General features: G+C 63.6%; 17 protein-coding genes. 9 read left to right on the forward strand and 8 right to left on the reverse strand.

Annotation, left to right across the window (positions count from 1 at the left end; genetic code table 11):
* Positions 1–140 precede the first annotated feature (140 nt).
* The gene (gene mbfA, locus EOB80_RS31940) at positions 141–1,124 is read right to left on the reverse strand and encodes an iron exporter MbfA (RefSeq protein ID WP_127331900.1); all 984 of its coding nucleotides are present in this window, start codon (positions 1,122–1,124) and stop codon (positions 141–143) included.
* Positions 1,125–1,300: 176 nt separating this feature from the next.
* Here mbfA and EOB80_RS31945 point away from each other — a divergent pair, with 176 nt between their 5' ends.
* Together EOB80_RS31945 and EOB80_RS31950 are read left to right on the forward strand one after the other, a co-directional pair.
* Positions 1,301–1,624 (forward strand): hypothetical protein, encoded by a 324-nt coding sequence (locus tag EOB80_RS31945; protein WP_023813492.1) that lies wholly within the window; start codon positions 1,301–1,303, stop codon positions 1,622–1,624.
* 294 nt (positions 1,625–1,918) lie between these two features.
* Positions 1,919–2,902, forward strand: coding sequence for a threonine/serine dehydratase (locus EOB80_RS31950; RefSeq protein ID WP_127331902.1), 984 nt, complete (start codon positions 1,919–1,921; stop codon positions 2,900–2,902).
* Here the strand turns inward: EOB80_RS31950 and EOB80_RS31955 are convergent.
* Genes EOB80_RS31955 through EOB80_RS31975 form a run of 5 tightly spaced genes read right to left on the reverse strand, consistent with a single transcriptional unit; the run spans position 2,899 to position 7,044 of the window.
* Positions 2,899–3,306: a DUF5071 domain-containing protein gene (locus EOB80_RS31955; protein ID WP_127331904.1), complete on the reverse strand. Its 408-nt coding sequence runs from the start codon at positions 3,304–3,306 to the stop codon at positions 2,899–2,901. The two genes, EOB80_RS31950 and EOB80_RS31955, sit on opposite strands and share 4 nt — an antisense overlap.
* A gap of 34 nt (positions 3,307–3,340) precedes the next feature.
* A complete protein-coding gene (locus EOB80_RS31960; protein ID WP_127331906.1) occupies positions 3,341–4,477 on the reverse strand; it encodes an ABC transporter permease in 1,137 nt (378 codons plus the stop codon).
* Entirely contained in the window at positions 4,474–5,394 is a 921-nt protein-coding gene (locus tag EOB80_RS31965) for an ABC transporter ATP-binding protein (RefSeq protein ID WP_127331908.1), read from the reverse strand. The genes EOB80_RS31960 and EOB80_RS31965 overlap by 4 nt, the downstream gene beginning before the upstream one ends.
* Positions 5,391–6,344, reverse strand: coding sequence for an HlyD family efflux transporter periplasmic adaptor subunit (locus EOB80_RS31970; RefSeq protein ID WP_127320689.1), 954 nt, complete (start codon positions 6,342–6,344; stop codon positions 5,391–5,393). The genes EOB80_RS31965 and EOB80_RS31970 overlap by 4 nt, the downstream gene beginning before the upstream one ends.
* A 13-nt stretch (positions 6,345–6,357) precedes the next feature.
* The gene (locus EOB80_RS31975; protein ID WP_127320690.1) at positions 6,358–7,044 is read right to left on the reverse strand and encodes a CerR family C-terminal domain-containing protein; all 687 of its coding nucleotides are present in this window, start codon (positions 7,042–7,044) and stop codon (positions 6,358–6,360) included.
* Between the two features lie 90 nt (positions 7,045–7,134).
* Between EOB80_RS31975 and EOB80_RS31980 the strand changes: the two genes are divergently transcribed.
* From EOB80_RS31980 to EOB80_RS31990, 3 genes are all read left to right on the forward strand, one after another.
* Positions 7,135–7,608: a CYTH domain-containing protein gene (locus tag EOB80_RS31980; protein ID WP_127268427.1), complete on the forward strand. Its 474-nt coding sequence runs from the start codon at positions 7,135–7,137 to the stop codon at positions 7,606–7,608.
* Entirely contained in the window at positions 7,605–8,537 is a 933-nt protein-coding gene (locus EOB80_RS31985) for a CHAD domain-containing protein (RefSeq protein ID WP_127331910.1), read from the forward strand. Before EOB80_RS31980 ends, EOB80_RS31985 begins: the two co-directional genes overlap by 4 nt.
* A gap of 81 nt (positions 8,538–8,618) precedes the next feature.
* Positions 8,619–9,425, forward strand: coding sequence for a YiiX/YebB-like N1pC/P60 family cysteine hydrolase (locus EOB80_RS31990; RefSeq protein WP_127331912.1), 807 nt, complete (start codon positions 8,619–8,621; stop codon positions 9,423–9,425).
* Between the two features lie 71 nt (positions 9,426–9,496).
* Here EOB80_RS31990 and EOB80_RS31995 read toward each other — a convergent pair whose 3' ends face one another.
* Positions 9,497–10,468, reverse strand: coding sequence for an AraC family transcriptional regulator (locus tag EOB80_RS31995; protein WP_127331914.1), 972 nt, complete (start codon positions 10,466–10,468; stop codon positions 9,497–9,499).
* 175 nt (positions 10,469–10,643) lie between these two features.
* Between EOB80_RS31995 and EOB80_RS32000 the strand changes: the two genes are divergently transcribed.
* The 4 genes from EOB80_RS32000 (at position 10,644) to EOB80_RS32015 (ending at position 12,005) form a co-directional block, all read left to right on the forward strand.
* Positions 10,644–10,787 carry a hypothetical protein gene (locus EOB80_RS32000; RefSeq protein ID WP_127331916.1) on the forward strand — a complete coding sequence of 48 codons (144 nt, stop codon included), beginning with the start codon at positions 10,644–10,646 and terminating at the stop codon, positions 10,785–10,787.
* On the forward strand, positions 10,787–11,143 hold the full coding sequence (locus tag EOB80_RS32005; protein WP_164762802.1) for a hypothetical protein: 357 nt from the start codon (positions 10,787–10,789) through the stop codon (positions 11,141–11,143). The genes EOB80_RS32000 and EOB80_RS32005 overlap by 1 nt, the downstream gene beginning before the upstream one ends.
* Positions 11,136–11,603, forward strand: a complete 468-nt coding sequence (locus EOB80_RS32010) for a hypothetical protein (protein ID WP_127331920.1) — start codon at positions 11,136–11,138, stop codon at positions 11,601–11,603. Before EOB80_RS32005 ends, EOB80_RS32010 begins: the two co-directional genes overlap by 8 nt.
* Before the next feature lie 117 nt (positions 11,604–11,720).
* Positions 11,721–12,005, forward strand: a complete 285-nt coding sequence (locus EOB80_RS32015) for a hypothetical protein (protein WP_164762803.1) — start codon at positions 11,721–11,723, stop codon at positions 12,003–12,005.
* A 128-nt stretch (positions 12,006–12,133) separates the two neighbouring features.
* On the opposite strand, the gene EOB80_RS32025 is transcribed toward EOB80_RS32015, so the two are convergent.
* Positions 12,134–13,510: an adenylate/guanylate cyclase domain-containing protein gene (locus EOB80_RS32025; protein WP_127320693.1), complete on the reverse strand. Its 1,377-nt coding sequence runs from the start codon at positions 13,508–13,510 to the stop codon at positions 12,134–12,136.
* Positions 13,511–13,849 lie beyond the last annotated feature (339 nt).

The following is a 13,849-nucleotide window of genomic DNA, read 5'->3' on the forward strand; positions in this document are numbered from 1 at the left end:
TGTGGGAGAAGGTGTCGCCGCAGGCGACGGATGAGGGGTGTTCCAGGGAACGCCAACGTCTCACTCCGCTGGAACACCCCTCATCCGTCTCGGCGCTGCGCGCCGATCCACCTTCCCCCACAAGGGGGGAAGGGAAAAAGCTATGCATTCCCGATCAGCACGCCGGCCGCGAACACCAGGGCGCCGCCCAGCACCACCTGGAAGGCGGCACGCAGGAAGGGCGTCTGCATGTAGCGGTTCTGGACAAAGGCGATCGCCCACAATTCGAAGAACACCACCACCGCGGCAACCCCGGTGGCCGTCCAGAAATGCGGAATGACATAGGGGAGCGCGTGTCCGAGACCGCCCAGCGTCGTCATGATGCCGACGGTCAGACCGCGCTTGATCGGCGAGCCGCGGCCCGACAGCTTGCCGTCGTCGGAAGCGACTTCGGTGAAGCCCATCGAAATGCCGGCGCCGATCGAGGCGGCAAGCCCGACCAGCAGCGTCTGCCAGGTGTCGTGCGTGGCAAAGGCAGCGGCAAAGATCGGCGCCAGGGTGGACACCGACCCGTCCATCAGCCCGGCCAGCCCTGGTTGCACATAGGTGAGGATGAACTGGCGCTGCTCGGCGGCGGTCTCTTCATCCTTCACTTCGCCCGGCACATGTTTCTGCTCCAACCGCTGCGCCAGCGTTTCATGGCCCAGTTCGGCCACCGCCAGATCGTCGAGCAGTTTTCGCGTCGAAGCATCTGCCGTGCGCTTGGCCGCCTCGACATAGAAAAGGTAGGCTTGCCGCTCCATCGCCTCGGCATGGCTGCGCACGTGCTCGATGCCGAGCGGCCGCACCAGCCAGTCGGGCTTGCGCTCGTAATAACCCTTCACATGTTCGCGCCGGATCAGCGGTATGCGCTCGCCGAACCGCTTGCGGAAAAGCTCGATCAACGCATCGCGATGGCCATCCTCTTCCTCGGCCATCTCCTCGAACACTTTTGCCGATTGCGGGAAGTTTTCCGTCAGCCCGTCGGCATAGGCCCGGTAAATGCGGCCGTCATCCTCCTCGGAGGAAATGGCCAGCGCCAGGATCTCCTGTTCGGAGAGCGATTCGAAGGGGCGGCGGCCGAAGCCGAAAACACGGGAAAGCATGAGGAATTCACCCTAGTTTAGAATGGTTCTAAACTAGGGTTTTGAACGTCTTCGGTCAATTGCGCGCTTGGGTCGCGGTCAAGAATTGTTGAAGCCCCACGCCCGCGGTGACTCTTCATTATCAGTGAATGTTCACCTATATTGCTGGACTCAAGCCAAGAACAAGGAACCGGCAGATGACGGCAAAACAGCCTCCGCACCCCTATGATCCCAAGCCCGTTCTCGATCTCATCGCCAGCATCGAGGCCGACCTGCAGCGCCTGAAGGGCCTGGTCGAGCAGCAGGTCGAGAAATTCGACCCCGCCAACCCGCACAACAAGGCGCCGGACGGCAAACTGACGGAGGAGGGCGTCGAGTGCTGCTACCGCATGTTCGACGAGGGCAAGTCGCGCTACTCGGTCGCCCAGCAGATGAAGATATCCTTTGCCGCCGCCAGCCACCGTTTCAACAACTGGCGCAAGCTGGGTGGGGGCAAGAGGCAGAGGACGTTACTCGGCTGAACATGGGGGATGTCTGCGGGCCAGCGCCCCCCTCTGTCCTGCCGGACATCTCCCCCTCAAGGGGGGAGATTGGCAGCTTCGTCGTTCCGCTCACCTTGCACCGTTAATAGGTGGCGAAGTCGACTGAGTGCGTAATCTCCCCCCTCGAGGGGGAGATGGCCGGCAGGCCAGAGGGGGGCGTGCAGCCGTGGCGTTGGCGATCGCCCGCCAAACTTTGTAACGGTCACATTTTTTCATTGGTGCGCCACATCTGTTTGCGGGCATCATGAAAAGATCCTGTCCACTGGACCTCACATGAACGCCATATCCCTTCCCGGCATCGCCGACATCCACGCCGCCGCCGCGCGTCTCTCCGGCCTGATCGTCGAAACCCCGTTGATCGAATCGCAGGAGCTGAACAGGCGCTTCGGCGGCCGCATCCTGTTCAAGCCGGAGACGCTGCAGCGTACCGGCTCGTTCAAGTTCCGCGGCGCCTACAACAAGCTGTCGTTGCTCGGTGACGAAGAACGCAGACGTGGCGTCGTTGCCTTCTCGTCGGGCAATCATGCGCAAGGCGTCGCGGCGTCGGCTGCGATGTTCGGCGTCAAGGCGGTCATCGCCATGCCTTCAGACGCGCCGGCGATGAAGATCGCCAACGTGCGCAAGATGGGAGCGGAGGTGGTGCCGTTCGACCGCTTTCGCGACGACCGCATGACAGTGATCCGCCCTTACATGGAAAGAGGCATGGTGCTGGTCCCGCCTTTCGACGATCCGGCCATCATTGCCGGCCAGGGCACGATCGGTCTCGAATTGATGCGCCAGGCAACGGCGCTTGGCGTCGACCTCGACGCGGTGATCGTCCCCTGCGGCGGCGGCGGCTTGTCGAGTGGCATCTCCGTTGCCGTCAAGGACGCCTCGCCTGACACCGCGATCTGGGCCGTGGAGCCCGAGCATTTCGACGACACCCGCCGGTCGCTGGCCGCCGGTGCCAGGGTTTCGAACGAGCCCGGCCATAGCTCCATCTGCGACGCGCTGCTGACCGCCGAGCCTGGCGTGATCACCTTCGAGATCAACCGCAGGAATCTCACCGGTGGCATCGCCGTCTCGGACCAGGCGGCGGCGCAGGCGATGCGCGACGCCATGGCCTATCTCAAGCTGGTGGTCGAGCCCGGCGGCTGCGTGGCGCTGGCGGCACTGTCATCGGGTGAGATCGAGCTGTCCGGCAAATGCGTTGCCGTGGTGCTGTCGGGCGGCAATGTCGATTTCGGGACGTATGCCGGGATCATGGCGGCTGCTTAGGCAGGGCGGCTCATGCGTTCGAAACGAAGCAAAGCCTCGCGCGCTTGGATATCGACCTCTTCTTGTCTGTCATCTTCGCTTGGGTGATCCGCCAGTCGCCGCAGGTCCTCTTCCAAGCCACCGAGAACGTCGACCGGCAGTTCCCTCACGATCAAGCTGATGCAGTGCCACTTTCGAGCTCCATCCGTTCCTCGAAGGGTCCGCGAAAGCGGATCAATCAGTGGTGGTCCCAAGGTAACAAGGAAATCGGCGAGAGGTCTGGCTACCGGCCAATTGCTGTCGGCAGTCCAGTCCAGCAGTTCGTCCAGTATCGGCGCAATCGCGGAATAGCCCGCCTCGACGATGAAGGGGATCGAGTCGAGATCGTGCTTGTTCCGGGGCAATAGCCTCTGTGCGTCAATCATCTGAGATTACCTACTGCCCACCGATCAGTTGATCCTAATCCAGCGTCCGCCTGAACCGCACCAGTGCCACGCCGGCAAACAAGACCACGAACACCACCAGCCAGCCGATCTCCGTTGACACTGCCGGCAGTTCCGCGCCCTTCAGCATCACCGCGCGGGTGATGCGCAGGAAATGCGTCAGCGGGAAGATCTCGCCGAAGATTTGCGCCCAGTCCGGCATGCCGCGATAAGGGAACATAAAACCCGACAGCATGATCGACGGCAGGAAGAAGAAGAAGGTCAGTTGCAGGGCCTGCATCTGCGTGCGGGCGATGGTGGAAATCGTATAGCCGAGCAGCACCAGCGCCAGCACGAAGATCAGCACGGCGGTCAGGAGCAGCGACATCGACCCGGTGAAGGGGATGGCGAACAGAAGCTTCGCCGCCGCCAGCACCACCACCACCTGCACGCCGCCGACCGCCAGATAGGGCAGCACCTTGCCCATCATGATCTCGAGCGGGCTGGACGGCATCGCCAGCAGGTTCTCCATCGTGCCGCGCTCGGTCTCGCGGGTCAGCGCGATCGAGGTCATCATCACCATGGTCATCTGCAGGATGACGCCGAGCAGGCCGGGCACGATGTTGTATTGCGAGATGCCTTCGGGATTGTAGCGCCGGTGTACGACGACATCGAGCCGACCCTTGGCAGCCTCGGCGGCGGCTTCCTGCGTGCCTTGCGCCCTCAGCAGCGCCTGGCTGGCGACTGTGCCGAGCGTCGAGATGGCGCCGCTGGCCACCGCCGGGTCGGTGGCGTCGGCCTCGATGAGTATCTGCGGGTTGTTGCCGCTCTCCACCCGCCTGGCGAAATCGGCCGGGATGGTGACGACGAAGGCGACGTCGCCGCGCGATATCAGGAACTCGGCCTCGGCGGCACTTTGTGCGACATGGTCGAAACGATAGTAGCCGGTGGTCTGCAGCGCCGCGACAATGGCACGCGTGTAGGGATCGTTGCTCGTCGCCACGAGTGCTGCCGGCAGGCTTTTCGGGTCGTTGTTGATGGCGTAGCCGAAAAGCACCAACTGTATCAGCGGCACGCCGAGCATCATGGCGAAGGTGATGCGGTCGCGCCGCATCTGGATGAATTCCTTGATCAGCAGCGCGCCAAGCCGGGCGAAGGAAAAGACGCTGTTCATGCCATGTTGTCCTTCGAGCCGGACATGAACTGGATGAAGACGTCCTCGAGGCTGGTTTCGCCGGGCGAAACTTTCACGCCCTTGTGCTCTTTCTCGACGTCGACGAGTGCGGCTTCGAGCTTCTTTTTGTCGGAGCCGACGACATGCAGCGTCGCGCCGAAAGGCGCCACCTGGTCGACGCCGGAGCGGCCCTGAAGCGCTTCGGCGACCTGATCGAGCCGCGGACCCTGCAGCACAAACGTGGTCAGCCCGGCATTTCTCACCACCTCGGTGACAGTGCCGGTGGCCAGCATCTTGCCGTAGGAAATATAGCTGATGCGGTGGCAGCGCTCGGCTTCGTCCATGTAGTGGGTGGAGACCAGTACGGTCAGCCCGCCGCTGGCCAGGCGATGGATCTCGTCCCAGAACTCGCGCCGCGCCTTCGGATCGACACCGGCCGTAGGCTCATCGAGCAGCAGCAATTTCGGCTTGTGCATGATGCAGGCGGCCAACGCCAGCCGCTGCTTCCAGCCGCCCGACAAGGTGCCGGCCAGCTGGTTGCGGCGCGACGTCAGGCCGAGGTCCTCCAACGTGCTCGCGACATGCTCTTCAACCGGCTTCAGCCGGTAGAGCCGCGCCACGAATTCGAGATTCTCGCCGATCGTCAGATCCTCGTAGAACGAGAATTTCTGCGTCATGTAGCCGACTTCACGCTTGATGCGCAGGCTGTCGGTGCGGATGTTGAAGCCGAGCACCGTGCCTTCGCCTTCGTCCGGCGTCAGCAGGCCGCACATGATGCGGATGGTGGTGGTCTTGCCCGAACCGTTGGGGCCGAGAAAGCCGACGATCTCGCCCTCGGCGACCGACATCGTCACATGGTCGACGACGGTCTTGTCGCCAAATCGCTTGACCAGGCCGTGGACGTCGATGGCGTTCATCTTGCGCTGTCCGCGAGATCAACATCGACGATCTGGCCGGGCTGCAGCGGCCCGGCATCGCCCTCCGGCCGCGCCTCGACCAGGTAGACCAGCTTCTGCCGGTTCTCCAACGAATAGATCACCGGCGGCGTGAACTCAGGATCGGGCGACACGTAGCTGACGCGCGCCTTCACATCCGGGCCGCAGCCGTCGCAATGGACGCCGAGCAAGGTGCCGACCTTGACCGAGGAGAAGGCGCTCTCCGGGATGTAGACGCTGAGCTTCACCGCGCCGTCGGGCAGGATCGAAATCACCGGCGCGGTCGGACCTGATGTGTCGCCCGGATTGCGGATGACATCGTTGACGCGGCCCGGCGAAGGCGCTGCCAGCACCCGCTTCGATAGCCGCCACTGCGCCTGCTCCAACGCGGCCTGCGCCTGCTTGACCTGATTGTCGGCGGCCTTGATCGTTTCGGCCCGTGCAGGCAGGCCGCCGACGGCGAGATTGGCATTGGCCTGGCCGACCTGCGCATTGGCCGTTTCCAGCGTGGCCGACGCGGTGTCGAAATCGGCTTGCGTGCCGGCGCCGCGCTTGAACAGATCGGCGGCGCGGTCGTATTTGCGCTTGGCGTCGGCGGCCTGGGCGCTGGCCATGTCGACCTCGGCCTTCAGCACGGCGATCTCTTCCGGCCGCTTGCCGATCTGCAGATCGGCCAATTGCGCCTGCGCCTGGGCAAGGCCTGCCTGCGCCTGCGCCACCGCGATCTTTGCATCGGCGCTTTCCAGCGTCACAACGGTGGTGCCGGGCGTGACACGATCGCCGCGCTTGACGGTCACGGTCTCGACCTGCGCCACCTCGATCGGCGCCAGCAGCACATAGTCGCCTTCGACATAGCCGACGGCCAGCGGGGCAGCCGGGGCACAGGCCGAGAAGAGCTGCGCGGCGAGCGGCAGCGAACACAGAAAGCTCATGGTCTTTGCCCCTTCATGCTTTGCTCTTTTTGGAAGCCAATATGGCCTTGAGATTACCCGATGTGACCGCCACCACCTTGGCCGCCTCGGCGGCGCCGATGTCTTTCCAGCCCATGCGGCGCATCACCGCCTCGCGGCCGATGCGGAAATAGATGACCTGGCCAATCAGCGTGAACACGGTGAGCCTTGTGGCCTCGCTTTCGGCGGGCTCGCCGGTCGCCTGTTCCCAGAGCTGGCACAGCCGGCGATGCGTCGGCTCGAAGACGCCGTCATAGATGCGGTCGAGGGCTGCCGTCGGATGCGAAAGCTCACGCAACACGAACTGCACGATCTCGCCGGCCTGCGGGCTGGCCACGACAAAGCCGACCATCCGCTCCAGCGCCGCGAAGAGTAGCGCTTGCGCCGCCTCCGGATTGGCTGGTCCCGGCGCAGGCGCCTGTACATTGCCGAGCGCCTGGCCGGCTACACCCTGGATGGTCTCGACGATAAAGTCGGCGGCAGCGGCGCGAAGACCCTCCTTGCCGCCGAAATGATAGGCGATCGAGCCTATATTGGCTCGCGCCTCGGCGGCGATCTCGCGCGTCGAGGTGCCATCGAAGCCCTGCCTTCCGAACAGCTTCAGCGCCGCCTGGACAAGGGCCGCGCGCGTCATCTCGGCGGGCTCGCGGCGAAGAATTTTGGGCTCAGGCAGTTTGACCATGAGCGCAGTTTAATCAAACGATTGATTAAAGTCAACTTCTGTTCGTCATTATCTTGCCATCGACGGCGGCAAACGCTTTAGTGCCCGGCCATGGGCAAGGAAGTCGAACGAAAATTCCTGGTCACCAGCACCGCATGGCGGGAACTGGCCGAGGCCAATATCCGCATTCTCCAGTTCTATCTCGCTGCCGGCCCCGGGCGCACGGTGCGCATCCGCATCAGCGATGGCGGTTCCGCCAAGCTGACACTCAAATTCGGCAGCAAGGCGCGCGAACGCGACGAATTCGAATACTCGATCCCGCTCTCGGAGGCGGTGGAGATGCTGGACTTCGCCATCGGACGTGTCATCGAGAAGACACGTCACCATGTTAGGCACCGTGGCTATCTCTACGAAATCGATGTCTTCGGCGGTCCACTTGCGGGACTTGTGATCGCCGAACTTGAGACGCCGGAGGACGTGCCGGACGAAATGCTGCCTGATTGGCTCGGCCGCGAAGTCACCGGCGAGTCAAAATTCTACAACGCGTCGCTCGCCCTTGGGGGGATACCGGAGATCGCCGCATGAGCTTTCGTATCGATCCGCGCCTGCCGCTGACCGGCGAGGTCAGGCGTATCCTTGCCGAGGAAATCGGCAAGGCGCTGCATCACCTTGACGCCGCACGGAGCCGGCCGGAACAGGCGCTGCACAAGTGCCGCAAGCGACTGAAGAGCGCCCGCGCCCTGCTGCGGCTTGTTCGTTCCGGAGACGAAACGTTCTGTGAGACCGAGAACCAGTGCTATCGCAATGTGGCAGGCCTGCTTGCCGGCCCGCGCGAGGCGACAGCGCTGATCGAAACGATCGACCGGCTGGCGGCGAGCTTTCCCAAGGAGAGCGCCGACGATGGGCTTACTGCTGCGCGCGACAGGCTGATCGCGCGCCAGCATGAACTGCACGAAGGCAGCGGGCTCGAGGCGGCGATCGGCGCGGCGACCGCCGCTTGCAAGGATGGCCTCAAACGCGTCGAAGCGTTGGCCTTGCCCGACCAGCCGGAACAGGCGGCCGACGTGCTTGCCGAAGGTGCCCGCGTCACGCTGCGCCGTGCCAGGAAGGCGCTCGACAAGGCCAGATCGCGGGGCGCGGCCGATGATTTCCACGATTTGCGCAAGGCGGCCAAGACCCACGGCATGCATCTGTCGCTGCTCGGCAGGCTGTGGCCGACACCGATCAAGGCCCGGCGCAAGGCGGTCGACGAACTGGGCGAGCGGCTGGGCGACCTGCACGATGTGCTGGTGATGCGCGCGCTGCTCGAGGCCGACGACCGGCCACTCGGGCTGCCCGAGGACACGAAACTTCTGGGCAAGCTGTTGAAACGGTCGGAGAAGCAGCTGAAGAAGAGCTGCCTGGCCGAAGCGGCCGAGCTGTTCGGCGACAATCCCAAACGCTCGACACGCAAACTGGCCCGCAAGGCGCGCGACGATCTGGCTGCGCCGCCGGAAGAGGCCGCGGCATCGTAGGACGCTCTTCCTCGCGCTCCGGACGGGGGAGGAAGGCGTGCGCTAGCCCTCATTACCCGCCCATGCTAATCGCCATGGGGCATGACCGAGCCCGGCGACACGCTTCTGGATCGACTTGGCCGCTGGCTTGCCGGCCGGCTGCAGGGAGAATCGTCCGGCTACGAGCCCTACACTCCGTCCGATGCCGAAACGCTGCGCCGCACGCTTGAGCCGGGCGACATCCTACTGATCGAGGGCAATCAGAAGATCTCGGCGGCGATCAAGTACCTGACCCAGTCGACCTGGTCGCATGCGGCCTTCTATGTCGGCGATGCCTTGCCCGCGCCGGAAGACGGCTCGGAACGGCCGCGCCTGATCGAGGTCACGATCGGCGAAGGCTGCGTCGCCGTGCCATTGTCGCGCTACCGCACCTACAACACCCGCATCTGCCGGGCGAGCGGGCTGGCGCCGGAGGATCGCGACAAGGTCGTCGCCTTCATGATCGGCAGGCTCGGCCTGAAATACGACCTCAAGAACATTTTCGACATGCTGCGTTTTTTCTTTCCGACACCGCCGGTGCCGGTGCGCTGGCGCCGCCGCATGCTGGCCTTCGGCTCCGGCGACCCGACACGGGCGATCTGCTCGACGCTGATCGCCGAGGCCTATGGCCAGATCCGCTATCCGATCCTGCCCGAAATCACCCGTGCGCCCGGCCGAGCCTCCGCGCAGTCGAACTATTCGCGCAAGGAAATCCTGCACATCCGCCACCACTCGCTCTACACGCCGCGCGATTTCGACCTGTCGCCCTATTTCCGCATCGTCAAACCGACGCTGGAATATGGTTTCGACTACCGGCAGATGGTCTGGGACGACAAGGTTGCCGATCCCGGGGCAAAGGCCGCCGAATAGACGCGATCAAATGAGTCCAACAGCATGGACGGCCGGGCACGGGAGCGCCGCCGACCGGCGGCTCTTTGGCGTCAGTGCTTGCAAGCCGCAGCGCGCACGTCCGAGGGAGTGGCGTCATAACGGCGGCGGAACGCCCGGTTGAAATAGGAAAGATCGTTGAAGCCGGCCTCGTAGGCGATCGCGGTGATGCTGCGTCCGGCATGGCGCGGATCGCCGAGCATGCGATGGGCACGCGCCAGCCGCTGGTTCATCATGATATCAATCAAGGATGTGCCATCGCTCTCGAACAGCTTGCGGACATAGCGGGCCGACAGTCGGTGGCGGGCGGCGACGTCCTGCGCCGACAGGTCGACATGGCCACCATGCGCGACGATATCGGCCTTGATGGCGCGCAAGCGGGCAACGCTGACGCCACGGCCGCGCGCGATCTGGGCCGCATCCCTGGTCGCGCCCATGGCGAGTGCGGCAAGGTCGAAGACATGCGTCGTCGCAAGGTGACAGGCCTCCGCAGTCAACTCGTCTCCGACCTCCTGGATCGAGTTGATATAGTCGAGCAACAGCCGCATCGCCCCGCTTTGGGTCGGCAAGGGCCGCATAAGGACCGCTGCCGGATCGCCGATCAGAGGCGAAAGCTGCTTGCGCGAAAAACTCAGATTGATGAAGCGGAACCCGCCGGCGCCGATCAGGTTGAGGCCAACCTCTTCACCGCTCATCATCAGCGCCTGGCCGTTGCCAACCGCCTCCTCGCGGCCGCGGTGCTTCATCACGCTGCCCCCATCGAGGGCCGCCAGAAGAACGAAGTCGTCGTTGTCGATCAGCGACGATGTGCGATGCACCCGGAATTCCGATGAGCTGCCGGTGGCGATGCCGAGGCCCGGCAACGCGCGCACCCGCATGTCAATCTGCGCCGGCGCCAGCGGATCGAGGTCCACCCTCAGAACCGTGCGGCCGTAAACCTCGCGCGTAATCTCGACGCGATCCCGCTCCGGAAACATCTCCGTCGCCAGCCTGAACGAAGCTGATGGCCCCATCGTCGCAGTCATCGACACCCCCATGCCAAGAGCGCGGTCATATGCGCCGCGGCCTGCAAAACGTCAATACCGGGCCGTTTTGGCCGCTTTCAGTGCCGTTCTGTCCAAGCTGTCCCCCTTTGATGCCCCTAGTTTGCGGCGCGATTCCGAAACCGGAACCGTATTGGCGGCAATCCAAGGGGGCACGATGTTTCATTTGCAACTGTTCAAGACGCTGTCGGCACTGGCCGCGGCGGGCTTCAATCCGCGTGCCTATCTGCTGTCGATCGCGTTGGGCAACACGGTGACCGATCACCGCGAGGTCAAGCTGCCGCCGCGCGCTGCCCGATGATGAGCAGCACCATGAAAAAAAGCTTTTTCGTGGCCCTGACCATTGCCCTGGCGGGCTGCCAAACGGGCCAGGCCGACAGCAACCCGGCATCGATCGCGAGCGCGGCCGGCAGCAACAAGGCCCGGAACGAACCATCGACGGAAACCGCCTGCGCCGAGGCCGCCAAGAAGGCGGCGAAGGCGCAGACCAATGCGGCTCTGCTCGGCGGTGTCCTGTCGATGGCGGGGGGTCTTGGCGGTCTGGCCGGCAATGGTGGGGTCATTGCCGGCCAGGCCGCCTCGATCGGCGGCTCGGTTCTGCAGTCCCAGGCGACGAGCAGTGCCCGGGCCGGCGTTGTGAAGGACTGTTATGGCTGAGCGGCGTTTCGCAGCCATGCGCCGGCTGGCCGGCGCGCTCGCACTTGCCGGCATGATGTTCGACAGCCCGCATGCCTTGGCGCTGACAGCGCGGGATGCGTCGGCGGTCGTCGGCCTGATCGAGGACTGGTACGAGCGCGATGCCGCGGACAAGGGCTTGATCGGCACAGCCGGCTTCACGGCCGACAGCTGGAAGGTCGCGCTTGGCGAGACCATTCGCGGGTTCCTGGCGACGATGCCGGTCGCGGAACTCGATGCCATTTTCGTCAAGCTCAGGAATGCCATATCCGGCATGAGGGAGCTGACCGACGCACAGAAGACGGAGACCATCGCGGCCATCGACGAAGAGGTCGAAGGGTTGATGGCTTTGCGGGCCGAGGGCGACCCCTTCGCCGACGTCGTCAGGCCGCTGACGCCGAAAATCCGCAGCCTCGTCCTCGGCCCGGCGATGGCGCGATAGGATGTTGGGCAACAGGAAATGGGCGGCGGGAAAAGCAACTCCGGGCGGGAGCCTCGAGGCCGAACATCGCGGCATTTCCCAGCCACGGCACGTGTCAGGCGGGGCAGCCCGATCGCAATGCTTATCTGCCTGCTGGCTTCCAGCTGCAGCCAGACGGCCGCCAGCCCGCCGATCACGCCAGACCAGCATGCGCAATTGGCGGAGCTGGCGGCCGGCCCGGACTCGCCGGAAGGTCTTGGCGAAGCCCTGGCTGCAGTCGAGGCGACCAGGAAAATGCAGGATTGCCGGGCGCGCATGAACGAGACCGCCGGGCAGATGAAGATGATGGGCGCGGTCAATGGCGCCGTCGGCACCGCCGGGGCCGTGCGCGGCAAGCTCAGCCGCCAGATGCAATCATGCTGAGACGATTTCGCACTCCTCGAGATCGCGCAGATAGAGGAACATCGACGCCTCGCTCAGTGCCTGCGAGCGCATGATGCCTTCAGGCGTGAACTTTCCGGCAGATGCAGGCGTTTCACATGGCGGCTATATCACGCCGAAACCGCAACAGCACCCTGGTTTTCGGCTCTGTGTTCGACCCAGACATGGACCGGTTCATCCCGACCGCGGATGCTCACCGGCCCATGATCGCGCGCATTCAACTGTGTCGTGGGCGATTCCGCCTTCGCGGCTTCTATCAGTCGTGACCCAAAGCAAATGTTTGCCTGAAGTTCACGGCAAAGCGCCTGCAAACGGCTGGCGACGTTGACGGTGTCGCCCACCACCGCGAAGGAAAGATTGCGCTCGCTGCCGACCGCACCGATGACGACTGCGCCATATTGTGCACCGATCCGAACGTCCAGCGACGGGTATCCCCTGGACACCCGCTGCACATTCCAGTCTTCGAGAGCGGCGATCATCGCTTCAGCGCACTGGATGGCTCGGGTTGCGTCGTTATGGCTGGCTTGCGGAACCCCGAATGTGGCCATGATGCAATCGCCGATATAGTTGTCGACGGTGCCATGGTGGTCGAAAACGACCTGCTCCATGCGACGGTGGAACTGACGCAGAAGTTCGAACACTGCTTCGGCCGGATGATCCTCGGAATAGTGTGTGAAGCCGACGATGTCGGCGAACAGTACCGCGATATCCTGCCGGCGGACCGGACCGAAGGGCTCGTCATCCGCGGCGAGCTGGTCGACGACATTTGGCGAAAAATGCCGGGCGAGATTGGCGCGGGCGCGCTCTGCCTTGACATAGTCTTCCGACAGATGTCGAGAACGAGAGACGACCAACGCCATGATCGCGCCGATAATCAGCACAACCAACACGTTGGTCGCCTGCGCGAATGTGTCGACGAAATTGGGATTGAGATAGAGGTTCAGTCGCTCTGTCGTCGGCAGCGAATAGAGGTTCGTCGCCGGAAGGACGGTTCCCGCATGAAGAATCACCCATCCCACCCCGATCGTCCACGTCAAGGCTGCGAGCGCTCCGAGATAGAGCGCCAATCGGGTCGAAAGGGTCAGCGCGCCAAGGCACACGAAAATCAACAGGAATTTGAAGCTGCCTTCGCGCAGTTGCATCGCGGCCGGCGCGACCTCCAGGGAAAACGGGTTGGGCGTTACCAGCAGAACGGTCAACAGAACGATGTCCAGCGTGCCTACGAGATAACCGATCCACCATGGCGCGTTGCGACGGCGCGCAAAGCGAAACTGGATCAGGCCGACGAGTTGGAACAACATGAGGCCCGCCAGCACGAAGAGCAGAGAGGCATCCCAGCGGCTGATTAATGAAAAGAAGCAGGAGATCACGGCGAGCGATGCCGTACGCGCCCAGAACTGCAATGCAGCACCTTGGCGTTCTGCGCGCTCTCGCAAATTTCTCAGCCGTGAATAGCGGCGAAGTTCAAGTGTTGGCGCGGTCGGCATAGGATCACTTCGATTTCGCGGGGACGTGTCACGCATTTGGCAAACCCGCCTTCTACTGGCAAATCAGTGCGCGAACTCTACCATGATTGCGGTTTCATTTTTGAAACGCGGCTGCAAAGAGTAAAATGTCCGGACAAAGGACCACGGTGAAAGCTGAAGCCGGATAGGCGGAGGCTTCCCTGTTCAGGTCACGAAGATTGGTGGCATTCGACGCCGCCGCGAAGCGACTTTCCTTGCATCTGGGACTAAAGTGAGCCCGCTCGCCTAAAGCGTGCTCCCCGCTTGCTTGAGATCAAAAAGTTGACGTTCAAGCGACCGCCGGCCGGCAAATCCCGGCCC

It is taken from the genome of Mesorhizobium sp. M7A.F.Ca.MR.245.00.0.0, from assembly GCF_003997415.1.
Lineage (GTDB): Bacteria > Pseudomonadota > Alphaproteobacteria > Rhizobiales > Rhizobiaceae > Mesorhizobium.